The organism is Mesorhizobium sp. M1143 (assembly GCF_040318435.1).
Classification (GTDB): domain Bacteria; phylum Pseudomonadota; class Alphaproteobacteria; order Rhizobiales; family Rhizobiaceae; genus Mesorhizobium.
In genome coordinates this window covers 13,788-29,095 of sequence record NZ_JAMYMJ010000059.1, presented here as the reverse complement: position 1 = coordinate 29,095, position 15,308 = coordinate 13,788, and the positions used below count along the sequence as shown (strand labels likewise).

The 15,308-nt window shown below is 64.1% G+C and carries 18 protein-coding genes and 1 pseudogene; 10 read left to right on the top strand and 9 right to left on the bottom strand.

Going from position 1 to position 15,308, the window contains the following annotated elements:
• Both NKH35_RS27095 and NKH35_RS27090 read left to right on the top strand, forming a co-directional pair.
• Window positions 1-254: KUP/HAK/KT family potassium transporter (locus NKH35_RS27095; RefSeq protein WP_502900880.1), on the top strand; the 254-nt coding region annotated here is incomplete at its 5' end.
• Window positions 255-290: 36 nt separating this feature from the next.
• Window positions 291-1,331, top strand: coding sequence for an SDR family oxidoreductase (locus tag NKH35_RS27090; protein ID WP_352853890.1), 1,041 nt, complete (start codon window positions 291-293; stop codon window positions 1,329-1,331).
• Between the two features lie 50 nt (window positions 1,332-1,381).
• Here NKH35_RS27090 and NKH35_RS27085 read toward each other — a convergent pair whose 3' ends face one another.
• Window positions 1,382-2,272 carry an SDR family oxidoreductase gene (locus NKH35_RS27085; protein WP_352916982.1) on the bottom strand — a complete coding sequence of 297 codons (891 nt, stop codon included), beginning with the start codon at window positions 2,270-2,272 and terminating at the stop codon, window positions 1,382-1,384.
• Between the two features lie 138 nt (window positions 2,273-2,410).
• Here NKH35_RS27085 and NKH35_RS27080 point away from each other — a divergent pair, with 138 nt between their 5' ends.
• Entirely contained in the window at window positions 2,411-2,818 is a 408-nt protein-coding gene (locus NKH35_RS27080; protein ID WP_023690335.1) for a winged helix-turn-helix transcriptional regulator, read from the top strand.
• Window positions 2,819-2,893: 75 nt separating this feature from the next.
• Window positions 2,894-4,129: pseudogene (locus tag NKH35_RS27075) on the top strand (FAD-dependent oxidoreductase); the annotation flags it as partial.
• Here the strand turns inward: NKH35_RS27075 and NKH35_RS27070 are convergent.
• Both NKH35_RS27070 and NKH35_RS27065 read right to left on the bottom strand, forming a co-directional pair.
• Window positions 4,092-4,850, bottom strand: a complete 759-nt coding sequence (locus NKH35_RS27070; protein ID WP_352916981.1) for a glutathione S-transferase family protein — start codon at window positions 4,848-4,850, stop codon at window positions 4,092-4,094. The pseudogene NKH35_RS27075 and the gene NKH35_RS27070 overlap by 38 nt on opposite strands.
• Window position 4,851: 1 nt before the next feature.
• Window positions 4,852-5,157 carry a Rieske (2Fe-2S) protein gene (locus NKH35_RS27065; RefSeq protein ID WP_023690332.1) on the bottom strand — a complete coding sequence of 102 codons (306 nt, stop codon included), beginning with the start codon at window positions 5,155-5,157 and terminating at the stop codon, window positions 4,852-4,854.
• A gap of 95 nt (window positions 5,158-5,252) precedes the next feature.
• On the opposite strand from NKH35_RS27065, the gene NKH35_RS27060 reads away from it, so the two are divergent.
• From NKH35_RS27060 to ilvC, 3 genes are all read left to right on the top strand, one after another.
• On the top strand, window positions 5,253-5,711 hold the full coding sequence (locus tag NKH35_RS27060) for a MarR family winged helix-turn-helix transcriptional regulator (RefSeq protein ID WP_023698360.1): 459 nt from the start codon (window positions 5,253-5,255) through the stop codon (window positions 5,709-5,711).
• 157 nt (window positions 5,712-5,868) lie between these two features.
• On the top strand, window positions 5,869-6,519 hold the full coding sequence (locus tag NKH35_RS27055; RefSeq protein ID WP_444849000.1) for a TetR/AcrR family transcriptional regulator: 651 nt from the start codon (window positions 5,869-5,871) through the stop codon (window positions 6,517-6,519).
• Window positions 6,520-6,542: 23 nt separating this feature from the next.
• Window positions 6,543-7,562 carry a ketol-acid reductoisomerase gene (gene ilvC / locus NKH35_RS27050; RefSeq protein ID WP_013531065.1) on the top strand — a complete coding sequence of 340 codons (1,020 nt, stop codon included), beginning with the start codon at window positions 6,543-6,545 and terminating at the stop codon, window positions 7,560-7,562.
• 81 nt (window positions 7,563-7,643) lie between these two features.
• On the opposite strand, the gene NKH35_RS27045 is transcribed toward ilvC, so the two are convergent.
• Both NKH35_RS27045 and NKH35_RS27040 read right to left on the bottom strand, forming a co-directional pair.
• A complete protein-coding gene (locus NKH35_RS27045) occupies window positions 7,644-7,928 on the bottom strand; it encodes a PilZ domain-containing protein (protein WP_023685169.1) in 285 nt (94 codons plus the stop codon).
• A gap of 169 nt (window positions 7,929-8,097) precedes the next feature.
• The gene (locus NKH35_RS27040; RefSeq protein WP_023698358.1) at window positions 8,098-8,691 is read right to left on the bottom strand and encodes a BA14K family protein; all 594 of its coding nucleotides are present in this window, start codon (window positions 8,689-8,691) and stop codon (window positions 8,098-8,100) included.
• Window positions 8,692-8,848: 157 nt separating this feature from the next.
• Here NKH35_RS27040 and NKH35_RS27035 point away from each other — a divergent pair, with 157 nt between their 5' ends.
• Window positions 8,849-9,961, top strand: coding sequence for an endonuclease/exonuclease/phosphatase family protein (locus NKH35_RS27035; protein ID WP_023712688.1), 1,113 nt, complete (start codon window positions 8,849-8,851; stop codon window positions 9,959-9,961).
• A gap of 5 nt (window positions 9,962-9,966) precedes the next feature.
• Window positions 9,967-10,686, top strand: a complete 720-nt coding sequence (locus NKH35_RS27030; protein ID WP_023712689.1) for an NUDIX hydrolase — start codon at window positions 9,967-9,969, stop codon at window positions 10,684-10,686.
• On the opposite strand, the gene NKH35_RS27025 is transcribed toward NKH35_RS27030, so the two are convergent.
• From NKH35_RS27025 to NKH35_RS27010, 4 genes are all read right to left on the bottom strand, one after another.
• The gene (locus NKH35_RS27025) at window positions 10,683-10,925 is read right to left on the bottom strand and encodes a hypothetical protein (protein ID WP_352916979.1); all 243 of its coding nucleotides are present in this window, start codon (window positions 10,923-10,925) and stop codon (window positions 10,683-10,685) included. The genes NKH35_RS27030 and NKH35_RS27025 overlap by 4 nt on opposite strands.
• Before the next feature lie 129 nt (window positions 10,926-11,054).
• Entirely contained in the window at window positions 11,055-12,272 is a 1,218-nt protein-coding gene (locus NKH35_RS27020; protein ID WP_352916978.1) for an ABC transporter permease, read from the bottom strand.
• Window positions 12,269-12,973 (bottom strand): ABC transporter ATP-binding protein, encoded by a 705-nt coding sequence (locus NKH35_RS27015; RefSeq protein WP_352916976.1) that lies wholly within the window; start codon window positions 12,971-12,973, stop codon window positions 12,269-12,271. The genes NKH35_RS27020 and NKH35_RS27015 overlap by 4 nt, the downstream gene beginning before the upstream one ends.
• Window positions 12,974-12,977: 4 nt before the next feature.
• Window positions 12,978-14,264, bottom strand: coding sequence for an efflux RND transporter periplasmic adaptor subunit (locus NKH35_RS27010; RefSeq protein ID WP_352909241.1), 1,287 nt, complete (start codon window positions 14,262-14,264; stop codon window positions 12,978-12,980).
• A 113-nt stretch (window positions 14,265-14,377) separates the two neighbouring features.
• Here NKH35_RS27010 and NKH35_RS27005 point away from each other — a divergent pair, with 113 nt between their 5' ends.
• On the top strand, window positions 14,378-15,286 hold the full coding sequence (locus tag NKH35_RS27005; protein WP_023690935.1) for a PhzF family phenazine biosynthesis protein: 909 nt from the start codon (window positions 14,378-14,380) through the stop codon (window positions 15,284-15,286).
• Window positions 15,287-15,308: the final 22 nt, after the last annotated feature.

Below are 15,308 nucleotides of genomic sequence, written 5' to 3'. Positions count from 1 at the left end.
CCTTCGGCTATATGGAGCAGCCCAACATTCCGCGCGCGCTGGCGATCTGCCGCAAGCAGGGCTGGAAGTTCGACATCATGACGACGTCGTTCTTCTTGTCGCGGCGCTCGCTCAAAGCATCGCCCAATTCCGGCATGCCGGTGTGGCAGGACAAGCTGTTCATCGGGCTCGCCCGCTCGGCGGCCGATGCGACGGAGTATTTCCAGATCCCGACCGGACGTGTGGTCGAGATCGGCACGCAGGTGGCGATCTGAGGGGTCTCGAACGGATAAATCGTCGAGGAGGCTAATATGAGCGGCGAATTGGTGCTGGTCACCGGCGGGTCCGGCTTCCTCGGCGCTCACTGCATCCTCGAACTGTTGAAGGCCGGCTACCGCGTCCGCACCTCCGTGCGATCGGCCAGGCGCGAAGCCGATGTGCTCGCCATGCTCAAGGCAGGTGGCACGGAGCCCGGTGACGCCCTTTCATTCGCCCATGCCGATCTGATGGCCGACGCAGGCTGGCCGGCGGCGGTGGCCGGCTGCGATTACGTGCTGCATGTCGCATCGCCTTTTCCGCCCGGCGTGCCCACGCATGAGGATGACCTGATCCTTCCGGCGCGCGAGGGCGCGTTGCGCGTGCTGCGGGCGGCGCGGGATGCCGGGGTCAGGCGCGTCGTGCTCACCTCATCCTTCGCGGCCGTCGGCTATGGCAAGATGCGCGCGGATGGGCAGCCTTTCAACGAGGAAAACTGGACCGATCCGGCAGGCAAGGTCAGCGCCTATGTGAAGTCCAAGACGCTCGCCGAGCGTGCGGCCTGGGATTTCATCGCCGAGCAGAGCGGCGCGCTGGAGCTTGCGGTCGTCAATCCCGTTGGCATCTTTGGACCGGTGCTCGGCGCGGACCATTCGACCTCGACCGAATTTGTCCAGCGCATGCTGAACGGCGCCGTGCCTGGGCTGCCGCGCCTGTCCTTCGGCGTCGTCGATGCGCGCGACGTGGCGGATCTGCATGTTCGCGCCATGACCCACCCCGCCGCCAAGGGCGAACGGTTCCTGGCTGTCGCCGGCGATTTCATGACGGTGCGCGAGATCGCGCAGACCCTGAAGACGCGGCTCGGGCCGGCGGCGTCGCGCGTCTCGACGCGGGAGTTTCCCGATTGGCTGGTGCGCATCATCGGGCTGTTCAATCCGGAAGCGGCACAACTCGCAACGGAACTGGGCAAGATCAAGAACGCCACCAACGCCAAGGCGGTGCGCGTGCTCGGCTGGGCGCCACGCTCGCGCGAAGATGCTTTGATTGCCACGGGCGAAAGCCTGATCCGGCTGGGACTGGTCAAGCGACGTAAGTAATTGTGCGGGAGGCCGGACCTTAAGGGCTCGGCGTCCCGCAATGGCAGCTTTCAGCCGGCCAGTGCAGCCTTGTTCGTCTCCAGAAACTGCTTCAGCGGCACCGACTTTCGGCCGGAGAGTTTTTCGACCGCGTCGGTCACCATGCCGAGGTCACCTGCGCGGGCGGCGGCGTCGAACGACACCAGCACCTTGGCGAAGGGTTCAGGCAGGCCGGCCGACTTCATTCCCGCGGTCAGGGCTTCGTCGGAAAGCTGGATGACCTGGATCGGCTTGCTGGTGACCTCGGTGACCAACGCCGCCACTTCGGCAGCCGTATACGCACTGGGGCCGGTCAGCGTGTAGGTCGCGCTTTCGCTGCTGTCCGAGGCGAGCCCCGCGGCGATGGCCGCCGCGAAATCGTCACGCGTGCCGTAGGAAATGGCGCCGTCGCCGGCGGAGGTGTACCACTGACCCGATGCCAGAACCTGCGGCAACGCCATGAACAGGTTCTCGTTATACCAGCCATTGCGGAAGATCGTGTAGGGGATGCCGCTCGCCTTGATCGCCTGTTCGGTGTCGTAGTGGTCGGGCGCGAAAACAACCGGCGAACCAGGCTCGGGGTTGGGCATCGAGGTGTACAGCAGGTGGCCGACGCCAGCCTGTTTGGCCGCCGTCACCGCCGCAAGCTGCTGCTCGCGCCGCTTCCCCTGTACCTCAAGTTCGTTGGTCGAGATGACGAGTGCCCGGTCGGCTCCCGCGAAGGCCTCGGCAAGCGATTGCGGGTCGTTGAAGTCAGCGGCTCTGACGACGACGCCGCGCGCCGCCAGATCGGCAAGGTTGGCGGGTGTACGGGTGGTGGCGATGATGCGGTTTGCGGAGATCTTTAATGTGTCCAGCAGGTGGTTGATGACGCCGCGGCCAAGCTGGCCGGAAGCGCCGGTGACGAGAAGGGTTGCGGTCATGGGGGATCCTGAAATTGCGCCGGGTGGCGGGTGCTTCTGACAGTCTCAAAAAGAGACCAGCACTAAAATAAGAATTGACCGGTCACCGTAAAGAAGGCAGTTTTTAGGGAGGTAGGCACCGCCAGGGAACCAGCAGCCATGGACGGCAAGGTCGTCAATCTGAGAACCAAGCTCAATATATTCAAAGCCACCAGCGATGGCGCAAACATTGCCGATTGCCCGGTTCGCGACGTGATGCAGGGCGTGAACGGCAAATGGAGTTCGCTGCTGATGGCGGCGCTCGCAGAGCAGCCCTATCGTTTCGGCGAGTTGCGGCGCCTGGTGCCCGACATCTCGCAGCGCATGCTCACCCAGACGCTCCACGATCTGCAGCGCGACGGTTTTGTTCATCGCGAAGTGTTCCCGACCAAGCCGCCAAGCGTCGAATACAGCCTGACCGATCTCGGCCGTTCGATGTTCGGCGCCTTGCATCAATTGATCCTGTGGGCCGAACTCAACCATGGTGCGGTGCGCAAGGCGCGCGCTGCCTTCGACGCCGGTGGCTGATATTTTGGTCCATGCAGCAACGGCTTGATTTGACAATGGCGCTGAAGGATTGTCCGGTCAGTGGTTGGGCGGGCAATGGAAAAATCTCTCGACATCGCGATTGCGGGCGCCGGCCCGGCGGGGCTCGCCACCGCGCTATATCTCAAGCGCGCGGGCCACAACGTCACCATCTTCGAACGTTTCGAGGAACCCAAGCCCGTCGGTTCCGGACTGATCCTGCAGCCGACCGGGCTGAGCGTGCTCGCAGATCTCGGCCTGCTGGACGACATTCTGGCGCTGGGGAGCCGCATCGAGCGTCTGCATGGCGCCGATGCCTCGACCGGCCGCACCGTGCTCGCCGTGCGCTACGATGCGCAGCCTGGCGGCCGTTTCGGGCTGGCGGTGCACCGGGCGGCGTTGTTCAACGTGTTGTTCCGCGCCGCGCACCGCCAAGGCATCGCCATGGAAACCGGTGTCGAGATCGAGGCGCTGGACGTCGGTGAGCGGGCAAGCCTGATCTTCGACAAGAGCCGAACGGTGGAGGGCCGCAGGGCAGGGCCGTTCGACCTCGTCGTCGACGCCAGCGGCTCGCGTTCGAAGCTGCGCCGGTGCCTCAACGATCCGGCCGAGCCGCGGCAGCTCACTTACGGCGCGTTCTGGGCCTCGCTCGGCTGGCGCCAAGGCTTCGACGAAAATGCGCTGCTGCAGCTCTACGACAAGGCCAGCGTGATGATCGGCGTCCTGCCGATCGGCCGACTGGAACCGGGCGCGGAAAAGATGGCGGCGTTCTTCTGGAGCCTGAAGCCGGCGGATGCCGAAAACGTGCGCGCGGCAGGGCTCGACGCCTGGAAGGCGAGACTGGTCTCGCTGTGGCCGCAATGCGAGGCGTTCACCAGCCAGATCGACAGCTTCGACCAGCTGTCGCTGGCGCGCTACGGCCACCACACGATGAAGCTGCCGGCCGGCCGCAGGCTGGCCGTGATCGGCGATGCCGCGCATTCGACCAGCCCGCAGCTCGGGCAAGGCGCCAACATGGCGCTGCTCGACGCGGCAGCGCTCAGCCATGCCTTGGCACAGACGGGCAACGTCGAGGCAGCGCTGGAAAGCTACGCCCGGGCGCGGCGATGGCATGTCCGAATCTTCCAGCTGCTGTCGCTGGCGCTGACGCCGTTCTACCAGTCGGACGGCACGATGCTGCCCTTCTTCCGCGACAGGCTGGTGGCGACCATCGCCAAAATCCCGCCAGTGCCAAGCGTGCTTGCCTCGATGGTGGCCGGCACGCTGATCGATCCGTTCAGGCGGATCGGGCTAGAGGAGGTGCACTGGCCAGATCATCCGGCGGGATCAGGGTCGAGAGAAACGAATTTCTCGCACGCAGGAATAGACGCAGCCGCTGCGGATAGTCCGGCGCCACGGCGCCCTTGATCGAGGCGCGTTCGCTCAACGCCTTGCGCCAGGTCTGGACCAATGGCTTGCCGTCCAGAATGCCGAAATTGCCGATCCGGTCGAAGGCGTCGAGATAGCGGAAGACCGGGCCGTAGACGGCGTCGACGAGGCAAAAGCGCCCGCCGTTGAACCACGGTCCGGCCTGGTCGGCCAGTTCGTCCTCCAGACGATCGAACATGGCCGAAAGTGCCGTGGACTCTGCCAGGAAGGCGGCCTCCGTCGAAGCCGAGTAGAACCGGCCGATGGCGTTCAATGTCGCCGAGCCGAACTCGATCCAGGCGCGATGCCGGGCACGGGCGTAGGCGTCGGCCGGATGCAGAGGATTGGCTTGCGTCTCCTCGAGGAATTCGAGAATGACGGCGGATTCGAAGATCACCGTCTCCTCGCCATTTGCCTGGACGATCAGCAGCGGCACCTTGCCCAGCGGCGAAATCGCCTTGAACCAGTCCGGCTTGTTGGCGAGGTCGATGGTGACACGCTCAAACGGCACGCCTTTCTCGGCCAGCGAGATCGCCGCGCGCTGCACATAGGGGCATAGATGATGGCTGACGAGAATGAGCTTGCCAGTCATTTCATTCTTCTCAGGCATTTCATTCTTCTCAGGCATGTCACTCTCCCCAGACATAGTTCAACGCGCCGTCCTCGACGCGCGTCGACAGGAACATCAGTCGCGACGCTTTTGGCGCCGGACCTTCGATCCGGTCGCCTGATGTCATGTCGAAGGCGGCGCCGTGCCATTGGCAGACCAGCTTGCCGTCCTTGCAGTCGAGCGGCCCGCCGAAATGCAGGCAGACATTGGCGGCGGCGCGGATGCGCTCACCGCTGCGCCAAATATGGACCTCGCGGCCGAAGAATGGCGCGATCAGGCTGCCCGTCTGTGGGACGTCGGCGACTTTGCAAATTTCGTGTTTCATGGATCTTTCCCGGATCGATGCAGTTGCATGCATATAGATGCAAGTGCATTGACCGTCAAGCTTGATGCAACTGCATCTATCGCCTAGAATGGGTCATGGCCAAAACAACCACGCCTTCGCCCGAAGCCGTCAAGGCCTGGGCCCGCCTGATGCGGGTTTCGCGCCAGCTCATCGAAAAGGCGGAAGAGGCTTTGAAGACCAGCGGCTTGCCGCCGCTCGACTGGTATGACGTGCTGCATGAACTCGCCGAGGCGGGTGAGGGCGGGCTGCGGCCATTTCAGCTGACCGAGCGCACTCTGTTTGCGCAGTATAATATCTCGCGGCTTCTGGCGCGGCTCGAGGCCGAAGGACTGGTCGAGAAACTCAGGGTTGCCGACGACGGCCGCGGCCAAACCATCCGCATCTCGGCCAAGGGCCGTGAGACCAGGCGACGGATGTGGGCTGTCTATGGACGGTCGATTGCGGAATTGGTCGGCGCAAAACTCTCCGCGGAGGAGCTGAAGATACTGGCGAGCCTGCTTGGAGAGCTGCGCCATCCGCCCGCCGATGATTGATCCGTCAGAATCTCGTGGTTTGCTCGGCGGCTCTCACGTCGACGATTTTTCTACCTGACCCCTTGCGTCGAGCATAGGATTGCGCAATATGCCGAACCGTAACGTACGGTACGCCGTTTGAGGCGACCCGGCGACCTCATCGAATGGGCGGAAATTGTTGCAGGCAAGCGCCGACATCGATACCAGCGAAGTGCTGACAGAGCGGCAAAAGGCCGTCCTGGACGCGGCTTTGCGGCTGCTGGTCGAGGAGGGCGACAATCTGACCATGACGGCGGTGGCGCGCCGCGCCAGCTGCTCGAAGGAAACGCTCTACAAATGGTTCGGCGACCGCGACGGACTGCTGACGGCGACCGTGCAGTGGCAGGCATCGAAAGTGCGCGTGGTGCCGGTCGACGGTGAGCGGCTGGATCTTGCCTCGCTGACGGCAAGCCTGGAAGGCTTCGCCTCGGACTGGCTGAAGGTGATTTCGAGCGATACCTCGATCGCGCTGAACCGCGTCGCGGTCGGCCATGCCGGATCCGGAAAGGACGATCTCGGCGCCATCGTGCTGGAGAATGGCCGTTTCGCGCTGGCCAGACGGCTGAAGCCGGTGCTGCTTGCCGGCAAGCAGGCCGGGCTGCTCGACTTTACGGACGCCGAAATGGCGTTCCGGACCTTTTTCGGGCTGGTCGCCCGCGACGTGCAGATCCGTCTCCTGCTCGGCGACAGGCTGGAATTGACTGAAGCGGCGATCGGCGGCGATGCCGCCCGGGCGACGCAGCAGTTTCTCGCTCTTTATGGAGCAAAAACCGGGCCGCAAGGCCTCTAATCTCTACGGGAAGGAAGCAAAAGATGCGTGTCTATTACGATCGCGACGCCGATCTCAATCTGATCAAGGGCAAGAAGGTCGCCATTATCGGCTATGGCAGCCAGGGCCGGGCGCACGCGCTCAACCTCAAGGATTCCGGCGCCAAGGAAATCGCCATCGGCCTCAAGGCGGGATCGGCGACCGCCAAGAAGGTCGAGGCTGACGGGCTCAAGGTGATGAGCGTGGCGGACGCTGCCAAATGGGCCGATTTGATGATGATGGCGACGCCTGACGAATTGCAGGCCGACATCTACAAAAACGAAATCGCGCCAAACATTCGTGACGGCGCCGCGATTGCCTTCGCGCACGGCCTCAACGTGCATTTCGGCCTCATCGAGCCGAAGTCGACCGTCGATGTCGTCATGATCGCGCCGAAAGGCCCCGGCCACACGGTGCGCGGCGAATACCAGAAGGGCGGCGGCGTGCCGTGCCTGGTCGCCGTCAACCAGGATGCTTCCGGCAACGCGCTCGATCTCGCTCTGTCCTACGCCTGCGGCGTCGGCGGCGGCCGTTCGGGCATCATCGAGACCAATTTCCGCGAGGAATGCGAGACCGATCTGTTTGGCGAGCAGGTCGTGCTCTGCGGCGGCCTGGTCGAACTGATCCGCGCCGGTTTTGAGACGCTGGTGGAAGCCGGCTATGCGCCCGAAATGGCCTATTTCGAGTGCCTGCACGAGGTCAAGCTGATCGTCGACCTGATTTATGAAGGCGGCATCGCCAACATGAACTACTCGATCTCGAACACCGCCGAATGGGGCGAATATGTCTCGGGCCCGCGCATCATCACCGCCGAGACCAAGGCCGAGATGAAGCGCGTGCTGAAGGACATCCAGACCGGTAAGTTCACCTCGGAATGGATGCAGGAATACCGCGCCGGCATGTCGCGCTTCAAAGGCATCCGCCGCAACAATGACAGCCACCAGATCGAGGAAGTCGGCGCCAAGCTGCGCGCCATGATGCCCTGGATTTCCAAGAACAAGCTGGTCGACAAGGCCAAGAACTAACCCGCAGTCGTCGGGATTGGGAGCAAAGAGCCGGCGGAGCGATCCGCCGGCTCTTTCATGCCGGTTTATCGATCAGGATACTCAGCCATAGTGCCAATGGGGCTTCGGCTCGGTGCCGGTGAACTCGACGCCGATGCGGTCGTCGCGGCGCCAGCGCACGATGGCCTTGTAGCCGATGCCGTCGACCGGCACATAGAGCAGGAACTCGTCCGGGACGCGCGCGTCTATAGACACTTTCAGCTCGGCGCCGCCGGCATGCATGTTGCGCACCGTGCACTTGACCTCGGAATTGGTGAGGCCGGTCAGAATCGTCGCGCCTTTCAGCACGCGCTGCCGGTGTTTGTTTCGCAATTCGTTGTCGGCCATGACGGCACGTCCTTCGCGACCGGATCGGCGCGATCGTCAGATGGGGCACGATATCACGGATAGGCTGAGCCGATAAACATATGGTTAGCGGTGACCGAGACCAGCCGTCTTTCCCAAATGAAAACGGCGCCGCGATGGGGCGGCGCCGTCGTGTATTGTCGTTTATAGTTCAGCTGTAGGGCGACCAGCATTGCTGGCGCGGGCCACCATAGGGCTGGAACGTGTTGTCCCAGGCCCGGTAGGACCGATAGCGGTCGTAGCACCACTGGACATGGGCGCTGGACAGACGCTGCGTGCGGTAATAGCGGCGGGGCGCCGGCTGCACGTAATAGCCGTCATTGTAATAGCCGTTGTTGTAGTAGCCGTTGTTGTAGATGCTGCCGAGGCCGAGACCCAGGCCGAGGCCGAGAACTGCTGCGGCGCCGCTGTCAAAATCACGGCCGCGATGGTGACGGTGATGGCGCCAGCGCCAGTTGTCGCCGCCGTTCCAGTTGCCGCCATTCCAGTTGCCGTTGTTCCAGTTGCCTGACCGGGCAAAGTGACGGCCGTCGTGGCGGCGCCACTGCCAATCGTTGAAGGAGCGGCGGTCATTGCCGCCCGCCCAGCTGTCGCGAACCGGTGTGATGTCAGACAATGCGGTGCTTGTCGGCACCGCCAGGTTTGGCTGCAGGATCGGGCCGGCGGCGGATGGCGCCGTGAGACCCGAGAAAAGACCGAGCGCTAACAGCCCGGATTTGACTGTGGACGAAAAGAGCGAGCTCATTGCACTCTCCAAGTGATACAGGCCCCACGCCCGGGTACCCCAGGGAAGTGGCCTATTGATGGACCTTGGCGTCTGAACGGAGGATGAACAGAAAGGTTCCATCAGCCATGACAAGCAGCCCTTGTTTTCATGGGCGCTTGCAGGCAAAGGTCAGTCCATGTCGCTGCGCCTCGCCACTTTCAATGTCGAAAACCTGATGAACAGGTTCGATTTCTCGGGCTTCCGCAACCAGCTCAACGAAGACCGCACGCTGGCGCTTTTCGACATCCAGAGCGAAGCCGAATACCGGATGCTGGAGCAGGCGCGCGCCATCGCGCAATCCGACGATACGCGCCAGTTGACCGCGCTCGCCATTGCCGCCACCCGTGCGGACATCATCTGCATGCAGGAGGTCGACAACATCGAGGCGCTGAAGGCCTTCGAGTACGGCTATCTCTTCAAGATGGTGGGCGAGGGTTACCGGCAGAAATACACCACCGCCGGCAATGATTCGCGCGGCATCGACGTTGCCGTGATGATGCGCAACGAGACCGCGCAAGGTCAGCCGATCGAGTTCGTGCGCATGACCAGCCATGCCTATGTCACGTTCGAGCAGTTCGGATTGCACACGCCTGAACTCGAGGCGCTCGGCAACCTGGCCAATGAACGCATCTTCCGGCGCGACTGCCTGGAGGTCGACATCAAGGTCGGCGGCGTGCCGCTGACGCTTTACCTCGTCCATTTCAAATCGATGGGCTCGCCGCGCAACGGGCTCGACGGCCGCGAGGCGACGATGCCGGTGCGCATCGCCGAGGCGCAAGCGGTGCGCCGCATTATCGACGAGCGCTTCGGCAAAGAGCACGCAGCCGACAAAAACTGGGCGATCTGCGGCGACATGAACGACTACCGGCAGCGGGTGAAGATCGAGGGCGACGCTATCGACGGCTACCGCTTCCAGGTGATCGACGAGAGCCAGTCCTGTATCGATGTGCTCACCGCCGGCGGCTTTTGCGAGAATGTCGTCGAACGCCGGCCGGAGATGGACCGCTGGAGTTTCTACCACACGCGCGGGCCGAAGGAGCGGCATCTGTGCCAGCTCGACTACATCCTGCTGTCGAAAGGGCTGGCGGCGAAGAATGCGACGGCGGTTCCCGACATCATCCGCAACGGCCAGCCCTGGCGCACCATCTTTCCGGCCGGACAGGCGGTGGAGCGCTTTCCGCGCGCCGGCTGGGACCGGCCGAAGGCGTCGGACCATTGTCCCGTCGCAATTACCCTGGACATGGCTTGAGCACGGTGAGCTTCGACCTGCCGCGCAACGTCATCCTGCCCGTCGACGAAATCGACGTCCGGCTCGACCCCGGCCCGCATCCGTTCGAGCGCGACAACGCGCAGGCGATCACTGACAACTGGCGGCGCGAGGTCACGGCCAATCCGGCGTTGTTCGACGGCACGGTGGTGCTGCTCTCGGCGCTCGCCTGGCGCGACAAGCGGATCGTCGGGCGTTGTCACGCGGTGAAGTACTCGACCTTCCTGCTGTGGCGAAAGAACCGGCAGGGGACGGGCGCCGAGCATGCCTATGGCCACGCCATGCTGGTCGCCGGCGACAACGCCCTGGTGGCGATCCGCATGGGCGCGCACACGGTCCCGGCCGGCAGTGTCTACTTCGCTGCCGGCTCGTTCGAGCCGATCGATTTTCGCGATGGCCGCGTCGATGTCGATTTCAACATGATCCGTGAAGTGCGCGAGGAGACCGGGCTTGACCTGACAGGCGCTGCGCGCGGCAAGCGCTACCATGCGCTGTCGACTTCGACCGGCACGGTCCTCTTCCGCCGCTACCACGTCGATGCGCCGGCCGACGAGGTTGCGCGGCGCATCGGCGCCTTCGTCGCGACCGAGACCGAGCCGGAGATCGAGGGGCCGGTGATCATCCGCCACGCCGCCGACCTGCCGGAAGGGCTGGCACCGCATATGAAGCCGCTGGTCGAGTGGCATTTTGGCGGTGGCGGGGGCTAACGGCGCGGATTGTTCTGCGCCGCCTTGCGGTCGTTGCGGGCGGCGACGAGGAACAGGATAACGCCGATGGCCAGCAATCCACCCATGACCATGCCCATCGTCTGGCCGACGACTGCCTGAAAATCGGCGGTGACACGATCGGGATTGGCCATGCCGTAGCGGGCGAGATACCACCAAAGTCCCGCAAGGGCGCCTTCGATGATCACCATCGTCAGAATCAGCCGCGCCTTCTTGCTCATTGCCACTCCTTGACCAGATGCTTTGCTCTAAAATTAGCATCGCAGACCGGACGACAACAAGTATTGCCGATGTCGACAAGCACCCATCCTTGTGGATAGCGGTTGGTTGCGGTGGAGCTGATCTGGCGCTTATTCGTGGCGCAGCGCGTCGATCGGGTCGAGCCTGGCGCCGCGCAGCGCCGGGAAGAAGCCGAACACCATGCCGATCAGCGCCGAAAAACCGACGGCGAGCAGGATGACCGCCGGGCTCGGCGCAAACGGTATGGCCAGCGTTGCCGAGGCGAGGCCGGCCAGCGCCAGGCCGATCAGGATGCCGATAATGCCGCCGAGCAGCGACAGCACCGTCGCCTCGACCAGGAACTGGATGAGGATGTGCTTTTCATGCGCGCCGATGGCGAGCCTGATGCCGATCTCGCGGGTGCGCTCAGTGACCGAGACCAGCATGATGTTCATGATCCCGATGCCGCCGACCAGCAGGCTGACGCCCGCGACGGCGCCCAGCATGCCGGTCATGGTGGTGGTGGCGCTGGCCATGGCGTCGGCGATCTGGGTCATGTCGCGGATCGAGAAATCGTCTTCGCGGTCCGGCGTGATGCGGCGGGTGTCGCGCAAAATGTCCTCGACTCGCGGCTGCAATTCGGTGGTCGGGGTGCGGTCGTCGGCGGCGACGTAGATGTTGTCGATGTCGCGGTTGCCGGCGATGCGGCGCTGATAGGCGGCAAGCGGCATCAAGACGACATTGTCCTGGTCCTGGCCGAAGCCGGTATAGCCCTTGGGTTCGAGCAGGCCGATGATCTTGCACGAGGTGCGGTTGACGCGGATGATCTCGCCCTCGGGTTCGCCGGCGCCGAAGAATTGCTGGCGCACCGTCTCGCCGATCAGGCAGACGCCGGTGCCCGAGCGTGTCTCCGAATCGCTGAATGGGCGGCCCGACACCAGCTTCCAGTCGCGGGCGGCGAGATAGGCGCTGGCGGTGCCGGTGACGCCAGAGGTCAGGCTCTCGGTGCCGAAAATGACGCGGACTTGTTTCTGCGACGCCGGCGCGATGGCGCGCGCCCCGGTCAGATGCGCGACGAGGGCGGCTACATCCTTGTCGGCCAGAGGCCGTACCGCCTGGTCGAGCCCGCCTGGTCCGCCAGTGCCTGCCGGGCGGCCGGAACGGACGACGAGCAGGTTCGAGCCGAGCTTGGCGATGTCCGACTTGACCTTGGCGGTGGTGCCGGAGCCGATGGTCAGCATGGCAATGACGGCGGCGACACCGATGACGATGCCGAGCAGCGTCAGGAACGAGCGCAGCACATTGCGGCGGATGGAGCGCAGAGAGAGGCGGACGGTTTCCCAGATCATGACGTTATCTCCAGCCTCTTGGAGTCTGAAGCGACGTGGCCGTCGAGGAAGCGGATGGTGCGCTCGGCATAATCGGCGACATCGGCCTCGTGGGTGACCATGGCGATGCTCAGGCCGAGCTCGCGGTTCAGCCGCGTCAACAGCTCCATGATCTCATGCGTGCGGGCGGTGTCGAGATTGCCGGTCGGCTCGTCGGCGACGAGCAGCGTCGGCCTGGTGACGATGGCGCGCGCGATCGCCACGCGCTGTTGCTGACCACCGGAGAGTTCGGCCGGCGTGTGATGTTCGCGCCCGACCAGGCCGACCTCCGCCAGCGCCTGCATGGCAAGATCGCGGCGCTCGCGGGCCGGCGCGCCGCGATAGATCAGCGGCAGCTCGACATTTTCCGCCGCCGTGGTGCGCGGCAACAGATTGTAACCCTGGAAGACGAAGCCGATATAGAGATTGCGCAGAAGCGCCCGGCGGTTGCGGTCGAGCCGCCCGGCGTCGATGCCCATGAAGGAGTAGGTTCCGGCCGTCGGCGTGTCGAGGCAACCGATGATGTTCATCGCGGTCGATTTGCCCGAACCGGACGGGCCCATGATGGCGACGAATTCGCCACGCTGGATGGCGAGGTCGACGCCGGCCAGCGCATGGACCTTGGCTTCGCCCTGGCCATAGCTCTTCCAGACCGTGTCGAAACCGATGAGGCCCGCGGCCATGGCGTCAGCTCCGCAGCTGCGAGGACGTGATAACCTCTGCACCTTCATCCAGCCCGGAGGTGATCTCGGTCAGTTCGCCGTCGGTGGAGCCGATCTTGACGTTGACCGGGTGCGGCCGGCCGTTCTCCAGCACATAGAGCGTGCGTGAGCCGTCGGTGGGCGCCTTCACCGGCTGGCGGCGGTTGCCGCCACGGCCCATGCGGCCGGTGAACAGATCGCTGAGGCTCCACGCGCGCGCGGCCTGCTGCGCCGGGCGGTAGCGGAAAGCGGTGGACGGCACGGTGAGCACGCTCTTGGCCTGCCTGGTGACGACCGAAACCGTGGCGGTCATGCCGGGCCGCAGCAAAAGCTCGTTATTGTCGACTTCCAACCGTGCATTGTAGGTGACGACGCCGTCGGTGGTGACCGAGGCGTAGGAGATGTCGCGGATCTCGGCGTCGAACGGCCGCTCCGGAAAGGCATCGACGGTGAAGCGTGCATGCTGGCCTGGTTTGACCGCGCCGATATCGGCCTCGTCGACCGCCGCCACCAATTCCATGTTCCTCAAATCGGCGGCGATGATGAACAGAACCGGCGCCTGCAGCGAGGAGGCGACCGTCTGGCCGGGGTCGACGGAACGCGTCAAGACGATGCCGTCAATCGGCGCATAGATGGTGCTCTTGGCAAGGTCGGTCTGCTGCGCCTTGAGATCGGCCTGGGCGATGGCGAGATTGGCCTGCGCACTATCGAGCGCCGCCTTGGAGCGGTCGCGCGTGGCAGTCGCCGCCTCGAGCGACTGATCGGTCGCCATGCCACGCCTGGTCAGTTCGGCCGCGCGGGTGAGGGCGCTTTCGTTCTCCTTCAGGGTTACCGTGGCGTCCTCGACATTGGCGGCAGCGGCCTTGGCCGAGGCTTCGGCGCGTTCGATCTGGACCTCAAGTTTCACCGTGTCGAGCGTCGCCAGCACATCGCCCTTCTTGACCTGCTGGTTCTCTTCGGCCGACACCGAGCGGATGATGCCGGACAGTTCGCTTGAAATGTCGACCTGGGTGAGGGGCTGCAGCGTGCCGGTCGCCGATACCGCGACGGTGAGGTCGGCAATGGTGGCCGGCGTTGTGGTGTAGTCGATCTTGGCCGGGGAGCCGGCATACCATTGGTAGCCGGCGAGGCCGCCGGCAACGGCGATCAGCGCCAGCAGCGCGTAAAGCCAGCCACGACGGCGCGTCTTGCGCACACCACTCTGGTCAAGCCCAAGCGCCGCCTCGATGGCGGAATCCGATTCCGTCTTTGGCAGATTGACAAGCTGGTCCACGCCGGACCCCTATGAAAGCGTAATGTCCCTATATGTGCACCGATCAGGCTTGGTGGTTCGAATATCAAATTAAATTTCGGCCATGTTCGGATTGAGGCGGAAGGTTTTTCAAGATGCAGACCCGCAATTACTTGCTCTACGATGTGTTTACGACGGAGCGGCTGGCCGGCAATCCGCTGGCTGTCGTGCTCGACAGCCAAGGGCTGGATACAGCCGCCATGCAGGCCATTGCGCGCGAGTTCAACCTGTCCGAATCGGTCTTCGTGCTGCCGCCGGACAATCCAAAACATCGCAACCGCATCCGCATTTTCACGCCCGACTATGAGATGCCGTTCGCCGGACATCCGACAGTTGGCGCCGCGATCGCGCTGGCCGAACTGACAGGCGAGGGCGAAGCCGGCATCTTCGTGCTGGAGGAGAATATCGGCCCGGTGCGCTGCGCCGTCAGCCGGCACGATGGCGCCACCTTTGCCGAGTTCGACCTGGCGAAGCTGCCGGAGCCGCTGAAGCTCGATGCCGACCCGGAGGCGATCGGCGCCGCCCTCGGGCTGGCGCCGCACGAGATCGGCTTCGAGAATCACCTGGTGTCGTTCTGGTCGGCAGGCGTGCCTTACGTCACCATTCCGGTTGCCAATCTGGAGGCTGCCGGCCGGATCAAGCTCGACAACCAGGTCTGGTCGGAACTGGCGCCGCGCAAGAGCGAATGGGCCTTCGCCAGCCCGTATGTCTATTGCCGCCAGACGGTGAACCATGACAGCGCCTTCCATGTCCGCATGATCGTGCCGGGCACGCCGTCCTATGAAGACCCGGCGACCGGGTCGGCGGCGGCGGCCTTTGCCGGCGCCATCATGCAGTTCGATGGCCCGACCGACGGCATTTCGCAGCTGTGGATCGAGCAGGGGCTGGAGATGGGCCGCCCTTCGCGCATCCGCCTCGAACTCACTGTCGAAGGCGGAAAACTGGCCTCCGCGCGCATCGGCGGCCATGCCATTAAGGTGGCGGAAGGAAAGCTGTTCGTGTGACCGCCTGCGGCAGTTCAGCGAT